Raw genomic sequence first — 23,544 nt, 5'->3', positions numbered from 1 at the left:
GCATGGTGGTAGATTACCTTTCTTCCCAGCCCGACTAGGCTGGATATCAGGTGTCCACCAAAAGGGGGTCAGGTCCCAATATCGGAATCAGACCCTTGAACCCCTCATCGCCTAGAATTAAACCAGTCCAACTTTCGGGGGCCAGTTCAACCATGAGTGCGGGCTTTAGTTATGCGTTCATCTACGAGCCAGAACATAAACCCCGCCCTTCGCGCTCACGGGGCGGGGAACCCGCCCGTGAGAATGAACCGCCCGCGAGCGCGAAGGGCGGGCGAGGGTGAGGCTGAGGTAGGAGGCCGACCCAGATGTGCTAGCTACCTCCGGCCGCGCTCTCCGTTAAGCCTGGCATTGTGAGGATACGCTCTTGTCGTATTTGGAATATTGCTTCAAAGCGTCATAGAAGGCGTCGGAATATCCGGTGGCGCCTTCGGGAAGCGGGTGCACGCCATCGGAGTAGAGCATGTCCGGATTATTTTCGGCATAGCCACACCAGTCGGCGATATAGGCATTGTCGTATTCCTTGGCGGCGTCGATGACGTCCTGCTGGGACTGCGCCATCCACTCGCGATCACCGTAGGGAACAACCATTACCACGGTATGGTCCTTGCCGATGATGTCCATGGCCTGGCTGATTTGATTTGGCTGGGCGGCGCCGTTGGTGCCGAAGCCCAAGAATACGGTATCGCGCAACGTGCCGGCGTCCTTCATTTGTTGAAGGATTTGGATACCCACCGTGTAGTGGCGGGATTCTTGGGCATCGATATAAATTCCGGGGAAACGTTGGCTGAGGGCATCGCTAGCCGCCAGCATCACCGAGTCACCGATCGCGGTAATGTCCGTTCCCTTCGGGATGGGGCGGGTCTTGGCGTCATCCTTCGCCTCGTCTTCATCGTCTTCAGTTGATGCTGTCGACGGAGCGGATGCCTCCGGTGGAGGTGGGTTATTGCTTTCGTTTTGCTGCTGGTGCTGGTCGAGCTGCTGCTCCAATTCGGTCTTGTCGCTGGAATTAACTACGCCGTACACAACGCCCACCAGAGAAGCGACGACCAAGAACGGGACGACAGGCCACATGGCCTTGCCAAAACCATCCTTGAGTTCGCTGAAGCTCGGGCGCGAGGCCCAGTAGTTCTTCCACGTCTTCTTGTACCCGCCGCGGCGGAAAGGATTCTCGATGAACTGATACGAGATCTCCGAGAGGATCAGGGAGATGGGGACGGCGACAAGACCCAGAATCCAGGTGTTCTCAGAATTCTGATTGCCATGGAACAGAGCCTCCAAAATCATGATGACCGGCCAGTGCCACAGGTACAGCGAGAAGGAACGCTGACCGAGCCACCGACTGACCTTCGTCCTAAACAGCGGCGTCATCGGGCCGTACTCGTGGATGACACCCCACACCATGAGGGCACCCAGGATGCTGGTGAGGAAGAGTCCGCCGCGGTAGGTAAATTCGGCATCGTCAGGCATGAGGAATAGCTGCGCGACATAGCCGATGAGCGCCAAGAAGCCAATGATGCCGGCGGCACGGGTTTCTACCTTGCCGGAGGATGCCCAAGAATCCGCGTTGGGATCGGACTTCGTAGAGGTCACCAACAAGGAGAGGACAGCGCCGGTCAACAGGCCAAAAGCGTGGGTATCCGTGCCGTAGTACACGCGGGTGGGGTCTTCGCCTGGCGTAAAGATAAACCACATGGCCGCGAAGGAGGCAAGCCCCAGCACGCTGGCGACGACGACCGGAAGGCGGCGCGGCTGGCGTGACGAGATGCGGAAAATACCCAGCATGAGCAGTGGCCAGATGAGGTAGAACTGCTCTTCTACGGCGAGTGACCAGTAGTGGGCGAATACCTGGATCTCGTTATCGGCGAAATAGGATTGCGAGGTCGCAATCTGCGTCCAGTTATTTACAAAGAACAGGGTGCCGAAGAATTGCTGACGCAGGCCGACGGCCAAATCGCCGCCAACCCACGCAACGATTGCCGTACAGAAAACGAGCACGGCGACGGCGGCCGGCAGGATGCGCCTAAAGCGTCGGACCCAAAAGTCTTTCAGGCTAATCGTCCCGGATGTGCGATATTCGCGCACGAGGAGTGACGTAATAAGGAATCCGGAGAGGACGAAGAACATGTCCACGCCCAAGTAACCGCCGGGTAGGGCGTCGCCGAAAAAGTGGTACAAGACAACGGCGAGAACGGCTAGGCCGCGCAGGCCATCAAGGCCCTTGACTTGGCGTAGCCGCGCGTGCCGTTTCTTGCGCACGTTTTTATCCTCTGGCGGTATTGCAAGTACTTCAGAGTCGTTTTGTTGATTCTGCAAGGGATATTTCGATTTATTGGCGCCCTGCTTGCCCTGCGAAGACGCCTTCTCCGCTGAGTGATCGGCGGCAGGCTGTTGTTCTCGCGTGTTCTCTTCGGCAGGGCGCTTAGCCTGAAAGGCCTTCGTGGGCGCGGTCTTCTCTCCGCTTGGGTTCCCAGGTTTCTGTTCTTGCGCAGAGGCGGGCCCCTGGTTAGAGGCAGGCTCCTGGACGGAGGCGGGGCCTTGTGCCACGGCGGATTCTTGTGCGGTTTGGCGCTGCTCTGGTCGCTTGTGACTAGATGCGCGCTGTTCAGGCTTGTGCTGTTTTGGCTTAGCTTGCTCAGGCGTGTGCTGTTTGGGCTTTTGGGCGGGCCAAGACTGCTGGGTGGGAAATTCAGGGGTTCCTTGTGCGGCGTTCGCCGAATCATCGGCAGGCTTTGCAGGGCCAGAAGGCTTAGTCGTACCCGAAGGACGAGCGGCGTCGGAGGACCGAGTAGTACCGGAAGACTGGGATGCGCTAGCGGAGTTTTTAGGGCGGGAAGTACTAGGACTGCTGGACGTACCGCCGGGGCTCGCTGGGAATTCCTTCGTCTCGGCCGCGGGTTGCTGCGGTTTCTTAGATCCTTTGGGCGTGGCTGGCTTTATCGGTTGGCGCTTTTTCGCTTCGGCTTTTTTCTGCGCGGAACCGTTTTGCTTGTTTTGTGTAGTGCCCTTAGTTGGAGCGGATTTGTCGCCCTTCGCATTTTGGGTGCGAGTTGCCTGCTTTTGTTGCGGCGTGGGCGTACCTATCTGGCGCGACTGGCGCGCGAGACCACGGTTGATGTCCGTAGGCTTTGTTTGTGCAGCTTTCTTACTGTCCTGCTTGCCTTTGTCCTGTGGTGTTGACTTGCTGTTTTGCCTACTCGAGCGGGGAGCCTGTTGTTGCTTCCGCGCGCCTTTATCAGTGTGGCTTTCCGCATTCGGTTCGGCGGGTGCGGTGGATTTAGGCGTGGAAGCCTCAGTGGAGGAATCACCTGTAGGCCCATCCTTTTGCCGCGTCGAAGGCGGCGTGGCCTCATTACGCTCGGAATCTTTCTTCCCCAGCAGCGAGCGCAGAAAACGATTCACATGAACTCCCATTGCACTACGAAAATGTACTAATCGGCCAATTTTAGACCGCGAGCAGCGCCATTACCCAAAGTAGAGAGCACGGCGTGGCGCGGGAGATTGGCAATATTTAACGGATAGATGGTGAAAGAAAAGAGTCTAATCCTATTGGCTGGCAAAAAGCTGATTCAGCACTGTCAGCACCCCATACTCGGTATTGGGCGGGGCGATTGTATCGGCAATGGCTTTGAGCTTAGGATGCGCATTGTCCATGGCAATGGCGGTGCCAGCGGCTTGGAGGAGTTCGAAATCATTGAGGAAATCCCCAAACGCCGCGGTGCGAGATTGGGGGATACCCAGCAGCGATGCCATGGTTTCTAGCGCCACCCCCTTATTGACCCCGGCCGCCATCACATCGAGCCACACTGCCCCAGATACCGCAATATTGTGCTCGGGCACCGCCTCGCGCAGCGGATCGTGGAGGTGTTTCTCGCTGCCATCGGCGCAGAAGGCCGCGATTTTGATAATGTCCTCATCGAGCAGATCGTGCAGGTTATCCACCCAGGTGATGGATTTATAGTACTTGGAAATTTCGGCGGAGGCTTGCTCGTCGATGCCCGTTTCCACAAACGCCGTTGCCGGCGTGCACAGCACCACGGTGTGGGGTCGGGCTACCGCGTCGAGCGCTCTCACCGCAGCGTGGACGGCCGATGACGGCAGGGGCGTAGTGCTCAGCAGCTCGTTATTGTGCACAACCACGGAGCCATTTTCCGCAATAAAGGTCTCTTCATGAGGAAACATCTCTTGCAGGGTGGCGAGCTGACGCCCCGATGCTGGAACGAGGGTGACGCCAAGCTCGGTTGCGCGCTGGCTAGTCTCCGCGAATCCTGGCGGCAAGTCGCCATTTCCATCGAGCAGGGTGCCATCCATGTCTAGGGCGATAAGCTGTGGAAGCAAAATTAAGACCTATCTGTGAAGTCGCAAACGGTAGCTAGGTATATGAGTTGTGTGTCACAATAGGGGATATGACTAATGATGCACCTATCGTGTCCTCAATCCGCAACCATACCGGAGTCATTGAGCTCAACCGCCCAAAGGCTCTCAACTCCCTGAGCCCAGAAATGATCGATCTCATTGCCGCCGCTTTGGATAAGTGGCGTGATGATGACGAGGTAGAGCAGGTCCTTTTGACCTCTACCAACCCCAAGGCTTATTGCGCCGGCGGCGATGTCCGCTTGGCCCGCGACGGCATCGTGGACGGCAAATACGACGAGGTGGATGACTTCTTTGCCTCGGAATACACCCTCAACGGGGATATCGCGGAATGCCCCAAGCCGGTCATCGCGCTGGTGGATGGCATCGCTATGGGCGGCGGTCTTGGTGTCTCCGCGCACGGCTCGCACTGCGTGGTCACGGATAAGACTTTCGCTTCCATGCCGGAGATGAATATTGGCTACGTCACGGATGTGGGCATGGCGTATGCCTCCCAAAACGCCGTAGGCATGCGCGGTAAGGCCTCGCCAGAGCTCGCGAAGTTCTGGGGGATTACCGGCTACCGTATGTACGCCGCCGACCTCGTGTGGAGCGGGCTGGCCACTGACTACGTAAAAGACGGCGATGCCTTTGCCAGCGAAGTCATTGACAAAGGTATTGACGCTGCGCTGGAACAGCACTCCGTGCAGCCGGAAGATGAGGCCCCGCTTGCGGAGCTCATCGAGGGGATCGAGGCTAGCTTCCGCCACGATTCCTGGCAGGACATCACCGCTGCCGCAGAGGAGTACCCAGAACTGAAGGAGCTGGTAGAAAAGCTCACCGCGCAGGCCTGCCCGACCTCCATCGTGGCCGCGCTGGAGCTCTACCGAGCAGAGGCGGAGTGCTCGAGCATTCGCGAGGCCCTTGAGCTGGAAAAGAAACTCGGCGCCTATATGTATCGCCGCGATGACTTTTCCGATGGCGTGCGCGCGGTATTGGTGGATAAATCCAATGATGCGGCGTTCAAACCGGCAAGCGTCGCGGATGTGGATGTAGACGCCATTCGCGATGTATTAGCTAAAGATTGATCCCGCGGAAGGAGGCGTAGGCTGCTCGGGCCCGCGCCTCATTGATCTCTCGGGGTGGGGTAGCCGCCAGCGTTGCCTCCGTGGCCGCGGATGTGGGCTGCGGCAAATGCAGCGCTTCGGAATCGAGGAGGACGAGGCCGACGCGGCCATCGGCAAGCGTGGTGCCCACCAAAGTCCACATGCCCAGGATGGGCAGGGCTAGCTGGGGTATCTGCCGGGCGCGCGCGTAGTCCAGCGGTAGCGCGGGCCGGATTAGCGCCGGCACCTGGTGATCGATGCCGAAGCGGTACAGGTTCGCGGCAGCCTGCGCGGCTGCGGTGTCCTTGACCTCAGGATCGGCCCACGCCCACAGGAATCGCTCCTCCGAAATGGTGGCGATGAGTACCGCCGTGGCCTCGGCCTTCCCACCAGAATAGCGGATCTCCGCCGTGGCCTCGTCCGCATTGACGTGCACCGTGGCCTCGGGGAAATTGCCCTGGAAGTACATCTGGTGCTCCATGCCGTAATAAAAGGCATCCTCGATGATGCGGGTATCCTTCATGCCCGGCTCGATGGCGGTAATCTGCGGCGAGCCCACTGCGCTAGAAAAATGCAGCGTCGTTCCATCGGAAAAATGCTCGACGGACTCCGCAGTGGAGTCCGCGGCAGATTCCGCGCCGACCTCTGCGGCCGTGATGCCTAAGTGGTGGGCGAGTTCGTGCACCGCGCGTTGCTCATCAATGTCCGGCGCGCTGCGGCGAATGCCTGCTGCAACGCTGGTGGGAAAGTCGAGGCGAGGGTGAAAATCCACAGCAATAATCGCCTCATGATCGCCTTGTTGTGCCCGCAGTACCGGGGCATTGCCGGCCAAGAGGCGGGCGAGGGGGATGAACTTCGCCGGGTCATCCCCGCCCTGCGGCAGGTCGTTCTCCGCTTGCATCGCCCACTGCCAGGTAGGCGAATCGGCGCGATCGATGACGGCGATGCGCGTGCCCCGGAAGTCTTTGACACCGGAGGGAGAGCTGCAGCGGATCTCCACGGGCTGATTGTGGTTAAGGCGCCCCTCGGAATTCGTTGAGGGGGTGAGGAAATTAAATTCCACGTCGGTGGTATCGCCCAAGCGGGCTCGGAAGGCGGCGTCAAGGCCCGCCTGAATAAAGCAGGCATCGCGGGTGGCCTGGGCAAGCGAATTCGAAGTATCCATAATTACCTACGAGGATACTGAAACCTCATACGAGGCCGCGCAGGGTGGCAAAGGCGTGGTGGACCAGCTCATCGCGTTCCCTTTTGCTGGGGGTCCTGCCCATTTCGCAGCGCCTTTTCAGCTCTTGCTGGCAGGCATTGCCAGCGCTGCCACACGCGTTCAAGATGATGGTGAGCTCGAAGGCCGAATATACGGGGTAGCGCTCTTGAAAGGCAACGACGACACGGTGCGTGACGCTATCGAATTTCTTCTTTTCCTCGGCGGTGTGGCTGAGGTTTTCCATCGCCTCGCCGATCTTGAACAGGCTGTGCAGCGAGCGCAGCTCCATGTCTTCATTGTCTAGGGCATCAATGAGCGTGTATTCCAAGACCGTAGAGATGGGCTCGCTGGGAAATGCGGTGGGGATATCCTCTGCGAATGCCTCGAGGACATCCGCGGTGTAGTGCAAGAGGGAATCCGCCACGGAAGAAAAATAATTGTGGAACGTGCGCGGGGAGACCCCGACGGCGCTGGTGATATTGGAGACCGTGACCGCCTCAGCGCCGCTGTCCAAGGCGAGGCGGGCCGCGGCATCAGACATGGCCTGCCGCGTTGCTCGCTTCTTGGATTCGCGCAAACTAGTCACGATGAACCTTTCCTACCTTGTCGTGCTGAAAGCGCATGAGTGCCTCGCGCTCCTTGTGTAGGGCCTCGCCCTCGATATCCATATTAGGCACGATCTTATTCAACCACTTAGGGAACCACCACGCCTTGTCTCCCAAGAGGAACATGGTGGCGGGGATGACCATCATGCGGATAACGAAGGCATCGATAAGCACGCCCATTGCCAGGGCAAAGCCCATGGTCTTAATGAATGGCTCGTCCATCAGGATGAATGCCGCGAAGACCGAAATCATGATGAGCGCTGCGGCCGTGACCACGCGCGCGCCGTGCTTAAAGCCATTCGAGGTTGCGTTGGCGGCGGTCTTGCCGCTGACGTAGCCCTCGCGCATGCGGGTGACCAAGAAGACCTGGTAGTCCATGGCCAGGCCAAAGGTTAGGCCGATGAGCATGATGGGCAGGAAGGATAGCAGCGGCTGCGGGTCGTTGACGAGGCCGAACATACCCTCTTGCCAGATGCCAACGGTGATGCCGAAGGTGGCGGCCACGGAAAGCCCGTAGCCCGCGGCGGCAATGAGTGGAACCCAAATGGAGCGGAAGACCAGCATCAAGACGATGAAGGCAAGGCCCAAGACGATGGCCACGTACGGTACGAGCACGCTACTCAGGCGCTCAGAAATATCGTCGAAGATCGGGGTGATGCCGGTAATGCCGTAGGAACCGCCGTCCTTAGAAAATTCGCCCTGATACTCGCGCAGGCGCTCCAAGGTCTCGGTGGTTTTCTCATCGGTTGCGCCGGTGGTCGGCGTGATCATGATCTGGGCGGCATCGCCATTATCCGTGGTTTGGATGATTTGGGCGTTATCCACGCCCTCGGTGTCGTTGAACTTGTGGAGCAGATCCTGGAAGGCCGGCATGCGGTCTTGTTCGGAGACGTCTTCCACATTGACGAAGGCGATCATCGGGGCATTGCGGCCTGGACCAAAGGCCTCCTCGGACATCTCGTAGGCCTCACGCTGCGGGGTGCCGGGTTTAGCGGAGCCATCGGTAGGCATAGCCAGGCGCATATTCGCAAACGGGATGGCCAGGATGGCAAGCACGATAACGCCTACGCCTAGGTGCAGCCACGGGTGGGCGCGCACGCGGCGGACCCAGCGCAGGCCCATGGTTGGCTTCTCGTCCTCGGGGTCTGGAACCTTGGGGCCGGGCACGCGTCCGGCGAAGATCTTGGTGCCCAGCAGGCCCAGCACGGCGGGGATAAAAGTATTGGCCACTAGAACGGCGATGACCACGGTGCCCGCGGCGGCAATAGCCATGGTGGACAGGAATGGAATGCCGATAATGGTTAGGGCCGCCAGGGCGATGACCACGGTGGTACCGGCGAAGACGACGGAGCCGCCGGCGGTGCCCAGCGCCATGCCCATGGCGTGAGCGCGGGTTCCCTTATCCATCTTCTTCAGTTCCTTGGCCAGTTCCTTTGGTGTCAGGTTATTCAGGCCCGAGGAGGTGATGAGCTCATTGCGGAAGCGGTTGACAATGAACAGGGCGTAGTCGATGCCCACGGCAAGGCCGATCATGGAGGCCAGCGTCGGGGTCATATCGGAGACGGTATCGGTAAAGATGGTGGCCAGCTGCACGCCGAGGATGCCGATGCCCACGCCGATGACGGCGGAAATCAGCGGCATGCCGGCAGCTACGAAGGAGCCGAAGGTCACCAGCAATACGATGGCGGCAACCACCATGCCGATAAGTTCGGCGCTGCCATTCATGCCAGCCTCGGCCATCGCAAAGGCATTGCCCTGGTACTTAACGGAGAGGCCTTCGCCGTCATGCTCGTGCAGGACATCCGTTACCGCAGCCATATCGTCATCGTTGATGTCCATGACATCAGCGGCATCGAAGGCGATGGTGACGGTGCCGGTGGTCTTATCCTCGCTCAGCGGGGAAAGCTGCTGCAGGTTCTTCGCAACCTGCTCTTCGGGCATGCCTTGGGCCCGCATCTGCTCGCCCATTTGCTTTTCCATGCCAGCGGCGGCGAGGACCGGGCTGACCAACTCATCCTCGTTCTTCAGCGCACCGGTGTCCTTGAGATCTTGGAGCAGCTTGTCGATGTCCCCGGCAACGGCAGCATCGCTCAGCTCCTTGCCCGCAGGGGCCTGGATGACCACGGTGCCCTCTGGGGCGCTCATGGCATCGGTATCTTGATCGAAGTGCTCCATCATCTCTTCTTGAGTAGTGGTGGAGTCCATCTCCGGCATGGCGAAGTTGGGGTTCGGGGTTTTGGCAAAGCCGGCGGTGAGGCCGACCATCGCCACCAAGACGATGAGCCAGAAGGCAAGGAAGGGCCATACCGTGCGGTAGGACCAGCTTCCCAGCCGGTAGAGGAATCTGGACATGGTGAGCTCCTTTATGCGTGAGAGGTGTGGGCACTGCTTCTAAAACCTTGCATAGTCTATGCAATCTTGCGGAAATGGTGCAAAATAAGGTGCAGGTAGGCATAGTAGCTCTTTAATGTGACCTATAACCCAGCCCTGACCAGAGTGCACAGGGTGGCGCGAAGGATAGGTAGACTATCGCGCATGATTCACGCGGTAAGTTTCGCTCTCTTGGATTCGGTCAATGCCTTGCTCATTGGCATCCTCGTGGCCATCGGCATCATGCTCCCGCGCGGGAAGTACCGCTGGATTGCCGGCCTAGTCATCCTGGGCGATTGGTTGGGAGTTCTTACCGCCGCGGCCGTGGTCATGTTCGTCCTATTGGGCGTGCGCGAACAGATAGCGGCCATTTTGGAGTCACCGATTGCCGGCGGCATCCTCATCATCGTCGGCATCGCCCTGGCCTTTGCCGCCTGGCATTCCCAGGGAAAACCCAATGCTTTGATCGGGCGCATGCTGCAACCGCTGCGCAGGCCTTCTATCACCACCGTGCTTATCGGGTTCGTGATGGGCGTGGTGCAATCGCTGACCTCCGTGCCGTTTTATTTTGGCCTCATGTTCTTAGCCACCGAGGATCTGTCGCTCGCCGCCCAATACGGCGGCCTTCTCTGGTACGCCACCCTGGCGCTTTCCCTGCCGGTGGTGTGTGGCCTTTTCATCGCCGTGGTGCGCGCCCACCCAGACTCAGCTGCGGGCCGAGTCTTTGCGGCGGCGCGCGAAAACAGCACGCGGGTTGCGCTTATCAGCGGCTATGTAGTTGCCGCCTTCCTTATCATCATGGGTGTCGTGAACCTATAGGGATGCGCTAGTCAAAGTAGACATCATCAAGCGCGAGCTCAGAGGCAGACTGCTGTTGTGCAAGGTCCACGTAGCGCGCGGCGTGCGGGATAAACGCCGCGGATTGCTCGGCGGAAAGCTCGCGACGCACGGTGGCCGGGACGCCGGCGGCCAAGGAACGGGCCGGGATTTCCGCGCCCTCGCGCACCAGCGCGCCGGCGGCGATGAGCGAACCGGGCCCGATGGTGGAGCGAGATAGCAGGGTAGCGGACATGCCCACCAGGCTGCCAGCGCCCACATGGGTGCCGTGGAGCATGGCCATGTGGCCTACCGTGACATCGTCTTCAAGGATGCACGGCGCCTCCCGTTCCACGTGGATAACGCTATTGTCCTGAATATTGCATCTACTGCCAATGCGGATGGGGCCGACATCGCCGCGCAGCACGCAGCCATAAAATACGGAAGAATCTGGGCCGATTTCCACATCACCAATGATGGTGGCATTCGGCGCGATCCAAGCGCTGCGGTGGATGCGCGGGCGCGCGCCTTGGAAGGGATAAATAGGCATTATTCCACCACCACCGCGAGGCTGGGGGACAGCTCGAACTCGCTGGGGGCATCGGCAAGCGATGCCCCTGCAAGCTCGGCCTGAGAAAGCGCGCTCGCCAGCGTCGGCGTGATGGGGATGATCCAGCCGTGCTTGGGGTCTTTCACCGGCAGCATATCCTTCGTCACGGCGGGAAAATGCGCCGTGGTGGTGGGGGAGATAAGGGTCGCGGACTCGCGCGAACCGGCGAGCTCAGCAAGGGCCCGCGCGCCCTGCTGGCCGGTAATAATGATGATCAGCTGGCCGGCGGTCCTAATATCTAGCCGGTCCACCTGCACGGTCGTCGCGGCGGAATCAGGCCGCGCCAAGTGCGGCGCCCCATTCCCGGTAAGTTTGGCAAGAGCGTCCAATAATCCCATAGCCGTTAAGTCTAGCCGCGCAGCCAGGAAGCGGGGTTGACCGCCGTAACATCGCCGCGCGTATTATGGGAGACCATGATTGATGCCAGCAACACCGCCCTTGTTATCGAAGGCGGCGGAATGCGCAATTCCTATACCGCCGCCTGCATAGTCAAACTCATCCAAGAAAACGTCACCTTTGGATGGGTAGGCGGAGTATCTGCCGGCGCCTCTCACACGGTCAATTACCTCTCGCACGATGCCAAGCGCGCGGAGGAATCCTTCACGGATTTTGTCAATAACCCCAGCTTTGGCGGCGTGGGCTCGCTGGTGCGCGGCAATGGCTATTTCAATGCGGAATATATCTATGAGCGCTCCGCGGATAAGGATATGCCCTTTGACTGGGATGCGTACCGCAAGCACCCAGCGGATATGGTGCTCGCCGCTGCGCGGGCCGATACCGGCGAATCCGTGTATTGGACCCGCGATGATGTGAAGGAACCAGAAGATCTGTATGTGCGGGTGCGCGCCTCCTCTACGCTGCCGCTGCTTATGCCCATCCGCATCATCGATGGCTCGCCTTATGTGGACGGCGCCTTGGGCTCATCCGGCGGCATTACCATCGAGCAGGCGGAAGAGGCTGGCTACGAAAAATTCCTTTTCATCGGCTCCAAGCCGCGCGGGTATGTCCGCCCTGAGGTGGCGCGCCCGGCGATTACCCGCCGCATCTTCCGCAAGTACCCCGCTATTGCCGATGCCCTCATTGGCCGCCCGCCCATTTATAACGCGGCCAAGGACCGGCTCCTCAAGCTAGAGCGACAGGGCAAGGCGCAGCTGTTTTTCCCAGAAGACATGCAGGTGACCTCCACCGAGCGCAACGTGGATAAGCTGCGCGCGAATTATCAAGCGGGCAGGGCACAAACCCATGCCGAGTGGCCGAAGTGGAAAGAATTCCTGCTGGATTAGCTCACCTCTGGGCGGTGGTGTGAGATCGCCCTCCTGATTCTCTGTGGCATCAGGTGGGATATTCGCGTGCGCTGCACTAATGGCGGTATTCGGTGCACGGTGCCAAGCCTTCTCAGCTAGCTAAATCGCGCCAAGCTCCTAAGATTGCACAGCGTGTTAGCGATTTTTGATGGCAATATTTGGCTGAGCATTTTCTTCATGATCGTGCTCGGCACGCTTTTTGGCATGATTCCCTTTGGCCCGCTGCGCTTCGGTGCGGCGGGTACCCTTTTTGTTGGCTTAGCCTTCGGATCCTTTATTGATCTGGATGACAATATCCTCAGTTCCTTGCAGGAGCTGGGTTTGGGCCTCTTTATCTATATGCAGGGGCTCTCTGCCGGCGAGGCCTTCTTCAAGGGCTTTTCTACCCAGCTAAAGCACATGTTGCTCGCTACGGTGGCGGTAATAGTCGCGGCGGCTGCGGCGCTGGGCATAGGCAGCCTCATGGGGCTATCGCCGCTGGCGGTGACCGGCGTATTCTCCGGCGCGACGACGTCCACGGCATCGCTGGCCGTGGCCCAGCAGCAATCCGGCGAGGAGCTGCCCGCCGTGGGCTATTCCTTGGCCTATCCAGTCGGCGTGGCCGTGGCCATCCTCCTCGTGGCATTCATCCTGCGGCATAGTTGGCCCGCGCAGAAGGACCAAGACCACTCGGCGGAAAAGATTTTCCGCTCGCGGACGATTAAGGTCACCCGCGATATTTCCTATGCCGAGCTGCGCGAGAAATTCGCGGATCATTTCATCATCGCCACCATCCGCCGCGGCCGCGATATCGACGTGCCGGGCGATAACCCGGAATTGCACCGCGGCGATGTCCTGCGCGTGCTGGTGACCAAGGCTAAAGCTAAGGAGCTTACGGGTGCCCTGGGAAAGCGCCAGCCCCAAACCCCGTTTGTGGATAAGCGCCTGGTCAATGAGACCGTGGCCATCTCCAACGAGGATATCGAGGGCCGCAAGGTCAAGGAGTTAAACCTCTTTTCGCGCTACGGCGCGCGGATTGTGCGGGTGCGCCGCGGCGATGAGGAATTCCTTGCCACCAACGAGACCCACTTGGAATCTGGTGATGCCCTAGAAATCGTGGTCAAGCATGACCGCTTGGGCGATGTCCGCGATTACTTTGGTGATTCCGTAACGGCATACTCGCAGCTTAATTGGGTAGCACTCGGCGGTGGGCTGACCGTCGGCTACCTGATTTCCCTCATCGTGATTCCGCTGCCTGGTGGTGCGTCCTTCGAGCTCGGGTTCGCGTTAGGCCCACTGATCACCGGACTGGTCCTCGGCGCCCTGCACCGCACCAGCCGCATTCCGTGGCAGATTCCGTCTCCGATCAATACGGCATTCCAGCAGTGGGGCCTTGCCATCTTCTTGGCTTCGGTGGGCTTGTCCTCCGGCGAGGCCTTTGTCTCCACCGCCTTTTCCTGGATGGGTCTGAAATCCATGGTGCTGGCCGCGATCATCGCCGTTATTATCATCGGGATTTTCGCGGTGGCCAGCCGTTTTATGGGGCAATCCGAAACCCGCACCTCAGGCGGCATTTCCGGGCTTTTTGGCCAGCCCGCGGTGGTCAATTACGCCACGGGTGCCAGCTCGGATTCGCGCATCCTTACCGGCTATACCTCCACCATCGTGGTGGCGCAGTTCATGAAGATCGTGGTCATCCCGGTCATGCTGCTCTGACGGGGCAGCCGCTCTATTAATCCGCGACCAAGGTCTCCATGGTCAGCTCTGGGTGTTCCTTTTCAATGAAGGCGAGCTTCCACTTATCGCCAAATAGGGCGATGAGCTCGCCGTCTTGGCGGGTGAAGATCTCCACGCCGCGCTGGCGGCCGAGTTCCGGTGCGGATTCGGCATCGGTGCGCCGCGCCACGGAGTAGGGGATGGGCTCGGTGACGGTTTCGACGTTGTACTCGAATTCCATGCGGGCCTGCATGACCTCGAACTGCATGGGGCCGACCGCCGCCATGACCGGGGAAGCATCACCGCGCGCATCGTTGCGCAGGACCTGCACTACGCCTTCGGCCGAGAGCTGTTCCAAGCCCTTGCGGAAGGCCTTGTACTTGCCCAGCGATTTCGCGCGCAAGATGCGGAAGGCCTCCGGGGCGAATTGGGGCATGGGCCTGAACTGCACCTTTTTGCCGGAATAGATGGTGTCACCGGGTGCTAGCGCGCCCGCGTTGACGAGGCCCACGATATCGCCTGGGTAAGCGGTATCCACGGTATCGCGGGTGCGGCCAAAGACCGTCAGCGCATACTTGGTAGAAAAGCTGCGGCCGGATTGGGCGTGGTTAACCTGCATGCCGCGCTCGAATTCGCCGGAGACCACGCGCATAAACGCGAGGTTATCGCGGTGCTTTTGGTCCATGCCCGCCTGCACCTTGAAAACGACGCCGGAAAAATCATCGGCTACCTCGCGGACTTCATCGATGGCGCTGGTGGCTGCCTCCACGGCCTTGGGATCGGATTCGCGGGAATGCGGCGCTGGGGCGATGGCACACAAGGTATCCAGGATCTGGTGGACACCGAAGTTCAGCATTGCCGAGGCGAAGATGAGCGGGGAGGTCACGCACTGCTCAAAAAGTTCTTGATCGTGCAGGGCGCCATCGGCAGCAAGCAGCTCGGCTTCCTCTACCGCGGTTTCCCACACATCCTCTTCCTTTTCTTCAGCGGCCGCAGGATCGTAGTGCTCTTCCGGCGCGATGGTGGAACCACCGGCGGTGCGGATGAAGTGGATGTAGTTATCGGCCTCGCCGTCATCATTGATGTGGGCCAGGCCGCGGAAATCGCCCGCGATGCCCACCGGCCAGTACAGCGGGGTGGGCTGCAACTGGATTTCGTTTACGATTTCATCAACGAGCTCGAGTGGCTCGCGGCCCACGCGGTCCCACTTGTTGATCACTGTGACGATGGGCAGCCCGCGCGCCTTACAAACGCGGAAGAGCTTGAGGGTTTGTGGCTCGAGGCCCTTGGCGGCATCGATAAGCATCACTGCGGCATCTACCGCGGTGAGCACGCGGTAGGTATCCTCCGAAAAGTCCGCGTGACCTGGGGTATCAACCAGGTTGATCATATAAGGCTCGCCCTCGTGTCCCTCCGGGGCGTATTCAAACTGCAGCGCGGACGAGACGACGGAGATGCCGCGGTTTTTCTCCATGTCCATCCAGTCAGACACGGTGGACTTGCGGTTGCCCTTGCCGTGGACCGCGCCGGCCTCATTAATCACGTGCGCATGCAGCGCCAGCGCCTCCGTCAGCGTGGACTTACCGGCATCCGGGTGGGCGATAACGGCGAACGTGCGGCGGCGCGAGGCCTCAAAAGCGACAGAACTCATGCGCCATAGTCTAGTGGTTTCCCGCTACCACTCCACATTGAGGCGGCGGCCCAGATCCTCAAAGACGCGGTGTGCCACAGAGGTATTCTTCGCAATCGGGCGCTGCACGCCCAGCGTGCGTTTATTATTGTAGTATTCCCCGGACTGAAAATGGATGCCCTCGGTGCCGGTGAGGAAGTAGGCCAAGTTCTCGCCGCCGGCCTCTGCGGTGCCAAAGGCCTTGCCGATGACCCCGGAGTACAACTTGCCGGTCAGCCCCTTAGAGGACTTGCCAAACTCGGTGGCTAAAACGCCTGGGTGAAAGGACACCGCGTTGATGCCGTGGGCATCGATAAAGCGGGCGAGCAAGATATCCGCTAGCTTGGCATTGCCGTATGCGCGCTCTGGGCTGAAATGCTCCAGCGTATTGGGATCCGCCGGATCGAAATTTGAGATCAGCATATTGGCCAACGACGCCGTATTGACCACGGTGGCGCTACTATCGCGCAGCTTTTCTTGCAACAGAGATGTCAAAAGGAAAGGTGCGACGACATTGACCTGCCACGTGCGCTCGAACCCATCAGCGGTCATGGTAGGGCCATCGAAGATGCCGCCGGCATTATTGCCCAAGGCATCGATGCGCTCTAGTTGTTGCAGGTCATCAGCCAGTTGGCGGACCTCAGCAAGCGATTCGAAATCGGCGAGGAAATACTGCCCGTCCACTTCCTGTGCAACGGCCTTGGTCTTGTCCGGATTGCGGCCGATGATGACGAGGTTATCCTGCGGGCGGGTGCGGTGAATCTGCCGGGCGGCTGCGGCACCAATGCCTGACGATGCCCCGGTGATCACGATGGTCCTAGCAGCGGAGTACGGCGAAGTCATAGGCTAGATTCTAGCTATGGACGCGACATCCGTCCGCGACATTCGTTCGTGATATTTGTCCGCGGCGTCGCGCCGCACAGTTCCGCGTGGGGCTGGACAGGTCTATACTTCCGGCTTGTGAAGCGCCTGCTTTTTCTGCGGCAATGGGGACCAGCGCGGCTAACCGCCACCGGGTTTCTACTGCTCATCCTGATAGGAACGGTTTTGTTATTGCTGCCGTTCGCCGAGGCGGGAGATTCCCGCGCCTCGTTTTTATCCGCCCTCTTTACCGCGACCTCCGCGGTCTCGTTGACCGGGCTGGTCGTGGTTGATACCGGCAGTTTCTGGAGTCCAGCCGGGCAAGTGGTCATCTTGGCCCTTATCCAACTGGGCGGTTTGGGGATTATGTCGCTGGCCTCGCTATCCGGACTGCTCTTGACCGGCCGGATTAGCTTTAAGGCGCGCAAGACCGGCGCCTATGAAAGCCGGCCCATCCTCGCCGGTGGCATCCGCCGCACCCTGATTTTTACCTTCGCCTTTACCGCGGTGGTAGAAAGCATTATCGCGGTGGCGGTCACCGCGCGCCTGATGGTGGGCTACGGGTATTCCTTCCCGCGCGCGTTATGGGAGGGTATCTTCCACGCCATTTCGGCGTTCAATAACGCCGGGTTTAGCACCAATAGCGATAACCTCGTGCCTTTTGTGGGCGATGCCTGGATACTAATGCCGCTGGCCGGAGCGGTCATTGGCGGCGGGCTGGGTTTTCCAGTCTGGGCGGAATTGATGCGCCACCTGCGGCGCGGGTCGGAGGCGACGCGTCGCATCTCTATTACCGCGCGGATGACGCTGGCGGCAACCGGCGTGCTCATTGTGGCCGGCACGATATTTTTTGCCTTGACGGAGTGGAATGGCGTACTGGCACCGATGGCGTGGGGCGACAAGCTCCTCAACTCGTTCTTTACCAGCGTATCCCCGCGCACGGCCGGTTTTAATACCTTTGACTACGGCGAGGTCCACCCGGTGACGCTCATGGGCACCGATATCTTGATGTTTATCGGCGGCGGCTCGGCCGGTACCGCCGGCGGCATCAAGGTCACCACCGCGTGCGTACTATTGGCCGCCATGGCCGCTGAGTTCTTGGGCAAGGAAAAGACCTCCATCTACCACCGCAGCCTTCCCCATAGTGTGACCCGACAGGCGCTAGCATTGAGCTTTGCTGGCGTGCTGGTGGTGACCCTGGGCGTGGCGGCACTGCGCTTTTTCGACCCGCAATTTAGCGGTGATCAGGTCTCCTTTGAGGTCATGTCCGCCTTTGCCACCGTGGGCCTATCCACCGGGATTACCGCCAGCTTGTCCGCACCCTCACAAATCGTGCTGTGTTTCATCATGTACCTGGGCCGCGTTGGTCCAACCACCCTGGTAGCAGCGTTGGCGGCCAAGAACCTCAGTCGCCGCTATAGCTACCCCGAAGAAAGGCCCTTCATTGGCTAGCATTTTTAAGGCGTTGGGCCACTCCCGCGCCACCCTCGACATTGCCCCTGTCGTCGTCATTGGCTTGGGGCGGTTTGGTTGCTCCCTGGCTAGCGAGCTCATGGGCCATGGGGTAGAGGTCCTTGGAATCGACTCCGATGAAAAGATCGTGCGCGAACGAGCGCCGCACTTAACCGAGGCCATTTCGGCCGATACCACCGATCCGGCGGCGCTGCGCCAGCTGGGCATCGACGAGGTGGAGCGGGTCATCGTGGGCATCGGCTCGCACCTGGAGGCGTCCATCCTCACTGTCTCCAACCTGGTGGAGCTGGGGGTCAAAGATATTTGGGCCAAGGCCAATTCGGAGGCCCACGAGCGCATCCTGCGCCAGATTGGCGCCCACCACGTCATCCGCCCCGAGCGCGATACCGGCCGCCGCGTAGCCTACCTCTTGGGCGGGCGCTTCCGCGACTTTGCTGAGATCGCCCCGTACTACGGCGTGACCCAGATGGCCGCGCCCTCCTCGGTCACGGGCCGCCCGCTCGATTTGGGCGAGGTTTGGCGCACCCACCACGTGCAGTTGGTGTCGGTCTGCCAGGCGGAGGGTGCTTGGGCCCCGCTTGCCGATGCCACCCAGCTCGCCCCCACCGACTTCATCGTCGCCGCCGGCAGCCCACAGGCGCTGGAGAAATTTTCCCAGTCCTAGCGCGAATGAATGCGGTTTTGCGCTTGTACGAGCCCGTGCGTGGCGATGAGCCGGGCGGCTTCGGCGGCGGACGCAATGGCGGTATCGAAGCCGGGGCCGGCATCGACAGGCGCTAAGACATAATCCGGAATCGACGAACCCTTCGGCGGGCGCGCAATGCCAATGCGCACGCGCACATAATCCCGCGTGCCCAGGTTGTGCGTCAGCGATTTCAGCCCGTTGTGCCCATTTTCATTGCCGCCTTGCTTTAGTCGAATTTTATTGGCAGGCAGATCTAGTTCATCGTGAATGACGATGATGTGGTCCGCCGCAATTCCCAAAGCTTGCGCCAGCGGGGCAATCGGATCACCGGAGAGATTCATAAACGTTGTCGTGCGCACCGCCAGGACGCGGGTATCGCCCCAGCGCAGCGGGGCTACCTCGAGGTCCATCCCGCGCACCGGCTCGAGCACGTCGCCGCCTTGGGCCAGCACATCGTCCACGGCCATGTATCCCACGTTATGGCGCGTGGCGGCGTATTTCGCCCCGGGGTTGCCCAGGCCAATGATGAGCCAGTCTGCTTCTAACTCGGCCGGATCCAGCCCCTGCTGCGCTTGCGGGGGCCCGCCGAAAAACCGGGCAATAAAATCTTTCAAAGCTGCCACGAATGCGCCTTTCTAGCTCGGTACAGTAGTTTCCTATGAGCCAGGTTATTCAATCTTTGCGACGAACCGTAATACCAGCGCCCATGGCGGGCGGGCCTACCACCGTGGATCTGGTGCGCGCCGCGCATGCAGCCGGTTCCTTTGGCACCCTTGGGCTCGGCTCTGCCAGCGTGGACTCCGCCCGCAGCCAGATTGATGCCTGCGCCGGCATCCCCTTCGGAGTGAACCTGTTTTGCCCGCAGGATCCGTTAACTCCCACACAGTTGACCGCCGCCGCGGAACTGGCCGCGGCCGAAGGTGCCACGCTGCCGGATCCCGATTATTCCTTCGGCTTCCATGACAAGCTCGAGCTGGCGCTCCAGGGCGGCGCGCGCGTCGTGTGGTCCATGTTCGGCGCCTTTGACTCTGAGCAGCTTGCCCGCATCCACGCCGCTGGTGCCGAGGCTTGGACCACCGTCACCACGCCCGACGAGGCCCGCGCCGCCGCCACGCTGGGGGTGGACGCGCTGTGCGTACAAGGGCCCGCTGCCGGCGGGCACCGCGGCACGTGGGACCGCACGGCGCTTCCCGATGATCGACCCCTCCCAGATCTCATCGCCGCCGTCCACGAAGCCGTCCACGCCGTCGCACCGAGCATCCCGCTGATTGCCGCAGGTGGGCTGCGCACGGCAGTAGAGGTAACCCAGGTATTAAGCCTGCCCGGCGTGGTTGCCGCTTCGTGCGGCTCTGCCTTTTTGCTGACTAAAGAAGCCGGAACCAGTGACTACAACCGCAAGCTTCTCCAGCGCGGCGGGGCCACCGTATCCACCCGCGCCTTTTCCGGGCGGCATGCGCGCGGCTTGGAAAACGACTACACCCGCGCCCACCCCGATGTACCCCCGGTATATCCCATGCTTAATTCCGTGCTCAAGGAACGCCGAGCGCAGCACGATGACGCCGTAGCCTACTGCCTCGTAGGTGAGCCGGCCGCCAAAATCCGCGGGGGTAGTGTCGCAGACATTCTGGACTCTCTATGCCAAAACAAACACTGATACACGCTAAAATTTGGGGCGAAGATTGCTAGCCACCCCCGAAATAGAAATGGATGGAGCCTCGTGACTGCGAACGCACATATTGGACATGATGACTGGAACGAGCGCCTCGAATTGGCGCAACAGATGATTCCCCTCATCCACCAACTGCACCGCAACAACAACGTCGTCGCCACCATCTTCGGCCGCCCGCTGGTGGGGCAGACCGATATCGACATCATCAAGTCCCACCGCTACGGACGCCGCATTGCCCAGCGCCAGCTCTCCACGGCAGAAACCCTGCCCATCCTGTTCGAGTTAGCGGATATGAACCTAAGCTCCGCGTCCATCGACGTCGGGCGCCTCCTCTTGGGCTTTGAAGAGTCGGGCGAAGATGACCTGCGCCGCTACCTCGAAGATGAACTCACGGAAATCGTCGGTGCCGGCGAGGACATCGACCCAACCGATGTCGTGCTCTACGGCTTTGGCCGCATCGGCCGCCTCCTTGCCCGCATCCTCGTCGCCCGCGAAGCCGCTTACGGCGGCGTGCGCCTGCGCGCGATCGTGGTGCGCAATAAGGGCGAAGGGGACATCATCAAGCGCGCCAGCCTCCTGCGCCGCGATTCCGTCCACGGTGCCTTCAACGGCACCATCAGCGTGGATGAGGAAGAACAGGTTATCTGGGCCAATGGTACGAAGATCCAGATGATCTACGCCAACGACCCAGCCACGATCGATTACACCGAATACGGCATCAACAACGCCGTGCTGGTAGATAACACCGGTGTTTGGCGCGATAAGGAAGGCCTGTCCCAGCACCTTAAGGCCAAGGGAGTGGCCCGCGTGCTGCTGACCGCACCGGGCAAGGGAGATATTAAAAACATCGTCTTTGGCATCAATGATTCCGCCATTACCGATGACGATAAGATCCTCTCCGCCGCATCGTGCACCACCAACGGCATTACCCCGGTGCTCAAGGTCATCAATGACCGCTACGGCGTGGCGCACGGCCACGTGGAAACCGCGCACTCGTTTACCAATGACCAAAACCTCATTGATAACTACCACAAGGGCGAGCGCCGCGGCCGCGCCGCTGGCCTGAACATGGTGCTTGCCGCCACCGGTGCTGCCAAGGCCGTGGCCAAGGCCCTGCCTGAGTTCGAAGGCAAGCTGACCGGTAACGCCATCCGCGTTCCCACCCCGGACGTGTCCATGGCGGTGCTTAACCTAGAGCTGGAGCAAGAAGTCGACCGCGATGAGGTCAATGACTTCCTGCGCAATGTCTCCCTGCATTCGGATCTGCGCCAGCAGATTTCCTACATTGCCTCCCCAGAGGTCGTCTCTAGCGACTTCGTGGGCAATACCAATGCCGGCATCGTTGATGGCATCGCCACCATCGCCTCCGGCAAGCACTTGGTGCTCTACGTCTGGTACGACAACGAGTTTGGCTACTCCAACCAGGTCGTTCGCATCGCTGAGGAGATTGCCGGTGCTCGCCCGCGTGTTTACCCGAAGCGCAAGCACATCGACGAGCTCTAAGTCGGCGGTCCTGGGCTTGAGCTGTTGAGCCCTCGAACGCCCTCTTCCCCCTCCTAAATCACGGGGGTGAGGCTATGGGGAGGGCAGGGGAGGGGGACGGAGCTTTCGGTGCGGGAGGCCGCTATCGCCTACCGCTGGTGGACCTGGTTCTGCGCGGCCCCGGGCGCTGTTGGGCCGAGGGGTCGGCCGCCACTCGGTCCCGATTCGCGTGGGGGTCCCTATGTGGATTGTCAATAGTCAGGCGAGACTTTCACGTACATCGTATGGGGGTAGCCATGACTGATCGCCGGGCCGCATCGTGCGGGCCGGCGGTGATCAGCGCAGCGGCCTACGCAGCCGTGGCGATGGTTCTAGCAGGGATTTCTCGGAAGAACTCACACCGAGTCAACAGTGCATAGATGACGTTGCAGCGGCTCCGGGCAAGCCACATCACCGCGGCATTGTGTTTCTGTCCTTCAGCCCGTTTACGCAGGTAGTAGTCGCGCGATGCGGGATGGCAGTTCGACGCGATCCACGCCGATCGAAACATCGCGTTTTTCAACTGTTTATTGTCGGCCTTGGTGGGAAACTCGCCGCGGGCCGACGTACCCGACTGCCGGGTGGTCGGCGCGATGCCGGCGTAAGCGGCCAAGTGCGCGGCGTCGGCGAAGTCCTGGCAATCGCCGATGGACAACAAGATGCTAGAGGCGGTCTCGATGCCTACGCCGGGCATCGACATCAAGACCTGGGTAAGAGAGAACGATTCGAGCATCTCCTCGACTTGTCCGGCGATCGTGTCGCGCTGTGCTAGAAGCGCTTTGATGTTCGCCGCCAGCTGGGGAATGACCAATTCTGCTGCCGCAGTGCCGGGGACCGTGACAGTTTGCTCGGCAAGGGCGGCGAAAATTGCGTCAACCAGGGAAGCAGGATCCTTCTTGGCGCGGTTGCGCATCCACTTCAGGACCCGGCCTCGACCTGCGGCGGCCAGTTTTGTCGAACCTTCGTAGTGGATGAGCGAGTCCAGCACCAGCGTGCGCGAGAGAATCTCGCCTGCAAAGACGCGCTCGAGTGCGGGGTGAATCTGTGTGAGCACGCTGCGAAGGCGGTTTTTCGTTCGGGTGGCGTCTTTGGCGATGTCGTCGTGGAATCCGGCGAGCATCTTCAGCGCTGCTAGTGTCTCGTCGTCGCGGTCGACTGCCCGCAGTGTGTGCGGCATGGTGCGGGCGGTGTCGGCGATGATGAATGCATTCCGGCGGCGGTTTTTGATCGTCCAGGGTAGAGATCGGCTGCTTTTCGCATGGCTAGGTCGGGGAGGTCTCCGACCGTGCAACCGCAGTCGCGGGCCACGGCGATGGGCAGGGCGCCGATCGTGTTGGGTTGATCGATGACCATGAGAACGCTGCCGTGGGCTTGCATGGACGCGAAGATTTCGCGCCGTGCGGCTTCGTCTTGGGGGCAGTGGTTTGTCGTAAATTCTCTCGCCGGTGTTGGTCAGCGCGCAGGCATGGTGGCCGGTTTTGCCGACGTCGAGGCCGATGATGATTTCGGGTGTTGTGGACGGTTCCATGGTGGTGTCCTTCTGTTGCGGCTGGTCGCCGGTGTCTTGGACATCCGTTGCAGGCACCCACGTTACGACGAGACCTCT

General features: G+C 60.4%; 19 protein-coding genes. 8 read left to right on the top strand and 11 right to left on the bottom strand.

What is annotated here, in order from left to right; genetic code table 11:
* Positions 1-336: 336 nt before the first annotated feature.
* Together ABRP98_RS07705 and ABRP98_RS07700 are read right to left on the bottom strand one after the other, a co-directional pair.
* Positions 337-3,399 carry an acyltransferase family protein gene (locus ABRP98_RS07705; protein ID WP_349858454.1) on the bottom strand — a complete coding sequence of 1,021 codons (3,063 nt, stop codon included), beginning with the start codon at positions 3,397-3,399 and terminating at the stop codon, positions 337-339.
* A gap of 144 nt (positions 3,400-3,543) precedes the next feature.
* Positions 3,544-4,335, bottom strand: coding sequence for an HAD family hydrolase (locus ABRP98_RS07700; protein ID WP_284850404.1), 792 nt, complete (start codon positions 4,333-4,335; stop codon positions 3,544-3,546).
* Positions 4,336-4,403: 68 nt separating this feature from the next.
* On the opposite strand from ABRP98_RS07700, the gene ABRP98_RS07695 reads away from it, so the two are divergent.
* The gene (locus ABRP98_RS07695; RefSeq protein WP_349858452.1) at positions 4,404-5,438 is read left to right on the top strand and encodes a 3-hydroxyisobutyryl-CoA hydrolase; all 1,035 of its coding nucleotides are present in this window, start codon (positions 4,404-4,406) and stop codon (positions 5,436-5,438) included.
* On the opposite strand, the gene ABRP98_RS07690 is transcribed toward ABRP98_RS07695, so the two are convergent.
* The 3 genes from ABRP98_RS07690 to ABRP98_RS07680 are packed head-to-tail and all read right to left on the bottom strand — an operon-like array spanning position 5,428 to position 9,617.
* The gene (locus tag ABRP98_RS07690; RefSeq protein WP_349858451.1) at positions 5,428-6,621 is read right to left on the bottom strand and encodes a DUF6882 domain-containing protein; all 1,194 of its coding nucleotides are present in this window, start codon (positions 6,619-6,621) and stop codon (positions 5,428-5,430) included. The two genes, ABRP98_RS07695 and ABRP98_RS07690, sit on opposite strands and share 11 nt — an antisense overlap.
* Before the next feature lie 25 nt (positions 6,622-6,646).
* Positions 6,647-7,246, bottom strand: a complete 600-nt coding sequence (locus ABRP98_RS07685; RefSeq protein WP_349858449.1) for a TetR/AcrR family transcriptional regulator — start codon at positions 7,244-7,246, stop codon at positions 6,647-6,649.
* On the bottom strand, positions 7,239-9,617 hold the full coding sequence (locus tag ABRP98_RS07680) for an MMPL family transporter (RefSeq protein WP_349858447.1): 2,379 nt from the start codon (positions 9,615-9,617) through the stop codon (positions 7,239-7,241). Before ABRP98_RS07680 ends, ABRP98_RS07685 begins: the two co-directional genes overlap by 8 nt.
* Before the next feature lie 183 nt (positions 9,618-9,800).
* Here ABRP98_RS07680 and ABRP98_RS07675 point away from each other — a divergent pair, with 183 nt between their 5' ends.
* The gene (locus ABRP98_RS07675) at positions 9,801-10,454 is read left to right on the top strand and encodes a hypothetical protein (protein ID WP_284783375.1); all 654 of its coding nucleotides are present in this window, start codon (positions 9,801-9,803) and stop codon (positions 10,452-10,454) included.
* 7 nt (positions 10,455-10,461) lie between these two features.
* Here the strand turns inward: ABRP98_RS07675 and ABRP98_RS07670 are convergent, their stop codons facing one another.
* Positions 10,462-11,001, bottom strand: coding sequence for a gamma carbonic anhydrase family protein (locus ABRP98_RS07670; protein ID WP_284771077.1), 540 nt, complete (start codon positions 10,999-11,001; stop codon positions 10,462-10,464).
* Positions 11,001-11,399, bottom strand: a complete 399-nt coding sequence (locus tag ABRP98_RS07665; protein WP_284783379.1) for a hypothetical protein — start codon at positions 11,397-11,399, stop codon at positions 11,001-11,003. The genes ABRP98_RS07670 and ABRP98_RS07665 overlap by 1 nt, the downstream gene beginning before the upstream one ends.
* A 75-nt stretch (positions 11,400-11,474) precedes the next feature.
* Between ABRP98_RS07665 and ABRP98_RS07660 the strand changes: the two genes are divergently transcribed.
* Entirely contained in the window at positions 11,475-12,344 is an 870-nt protein-coding gene (locus ABRP98_RS07660; RefSeq protein WP_349858445.1) for a patatin-like phospholipase family protein, read from the top strand.
* A 153-nt stretch (positions 12,345-12,497) separates the two neighbouring features.
* Positions 12,498-14,060, top strand: coding sequence for an aspartate:alanine exchanger family transporter (locus ABRP98_RS07655; protein WP_349858443.1), 1,563 nt, complete (start codon positions 12,498-12,500; stop codon positions 14,058-14,060).
* Positions 14,061-14,076: 16 nt separating this feature from the next.
* Here the strand turns inward: ABRP98_RS07655 and ABRP98_RS07650 are convergent, their stop codons facing one another.
* Together ABRP98_RS07650 and ABRP98_RS07645 are read right to left on the bottom strand one after the other, a co-directional pair.
* Complete coding sequence (locus ABRP98_RS07650; RefSeq protein WP_349858441.1) at positions 14,077-15,711, bottom strand: peptide chain release factor 3; 1,635 nt, start codon at positions 15,709-15,711, stop codon at positions 14,077-14,079.
* A 24-nt stretch (positions 15,712-15,735) separates the two neighbouring features.
* Positions 15,736-16,572, bottom strand: coding sequence for an SDR family NAD(P)-dependent oxidoreductase (locus tag ABRP98_RS07645; protein WP_296088434.1), 837 nt, complete (start codon positions 16,570-16,572; stop codon positions 15,736-15,738).
* A 117-nt stretch (positions 16,573-16,689) separates the two neighbouring features.
* Here ABRP98_RS07645 and ABRP98_RS07640 point away from each other — a divergent pair, with 117 nt between their 5' ends.
* Positions 16,690-18,042, top strand: a complete 1,353-nt coding sequence (locus ABRP98_RS07640; protein WP_349858439.1) for a TrkH family potassium uptake protein — start codon at positions 16,690-16,692, stop codon at positions 18,040-18,042.
* Entirely contained in the window at positions 18,035-18,727 is a 693-nt protein-coding gene (locus tag ABRP98_RS07635) for a potassium channel family protein (protein WP_005279976.1), read from the top strand. Before ABRP98_RS07640 ends, ABRP98_RS07635 begins: the two co-directional genes overlap by 8 nt.
* On the opposite strand, the gene pth is transcribed toward ABRP98_RS07635, so the two are convergent.
* Complete coding sequence (pth, locus tag ABRP98_RS07630; RefSeq protein WP_349858437.1) at positions 18,724-19,371, bottom strand: aminoacyl-tRNA hydrolase; 648 nt, start codon at positions 19,369-19,371, stop codon at positions 18,724-18,726. The two genes, ABRP98_RS07635 and pth, sit on opposite strands and share 4 nt — an antisense overlap.
* Before the next feature lie 35 nt (positions 19,372-19,406).
* Between pth and ABRP98_RS07625 the strand changes: the two genes are divergently transcribed.
* Positions 19,407-20,402, top strand: coding sequence for a nitronate monooxygenase (locus ABRP98_RS07625; protein ID WP_349858435.1), 996 nt, complete (start codon positions 19,407-19,409; stop codon positions 20,400-20,402).
* Positions 20,403-20,465: 63 nt separating this feature from the next.
* The gene (locus tag ABRP98_RS07620; RefSeq protein WP_349858434.1) at positions 20,466-21,920 is read left to right on the top strand and encodes a glyceraldehyde-3-phosphate dehydrogenase; all 1,455 of its coding nucleotides are present in this window, start codon (positions 20,466-20,468) and stop codon (positions 21,918-21,920) included.
* A 328-nt stretch (positions 21,921-22,248) separates the two neighbouring features.
* Here the strand turns inward: ABRP98_RS07620 and ABRP98_RS07615 are convergent, their stop codons facing one another.
* Positions 22,249-23,523, bottom strand: coding sequence for an IS110 family RNA-guided transposase (locus ABRP98_RS07615; RefSeq protein WP_349858431.1), 1,275 nt, complete (start codon positions 23,521-23,523; stop codon positions 22,249-22,251).
* Between the last annotated feature and the right edge of the window lie 21 nt (positions 23,524-23,544).

The sequence above is a fragment of the Corynebacterium sp. KPL2838 genome (assembly GCF_040225455.1).
In the GTDB taxonomy this organism is placed as follows: Bacteria; Actinomycetota; Actinomycetes; order Mycobacteriales; family Mycobacteriaceae; genus Corynebacterium; species Corynebacterium rhinophilum.
This window is presented reverse-complemented; position numbering and strand designations above follow the sequence as displayed.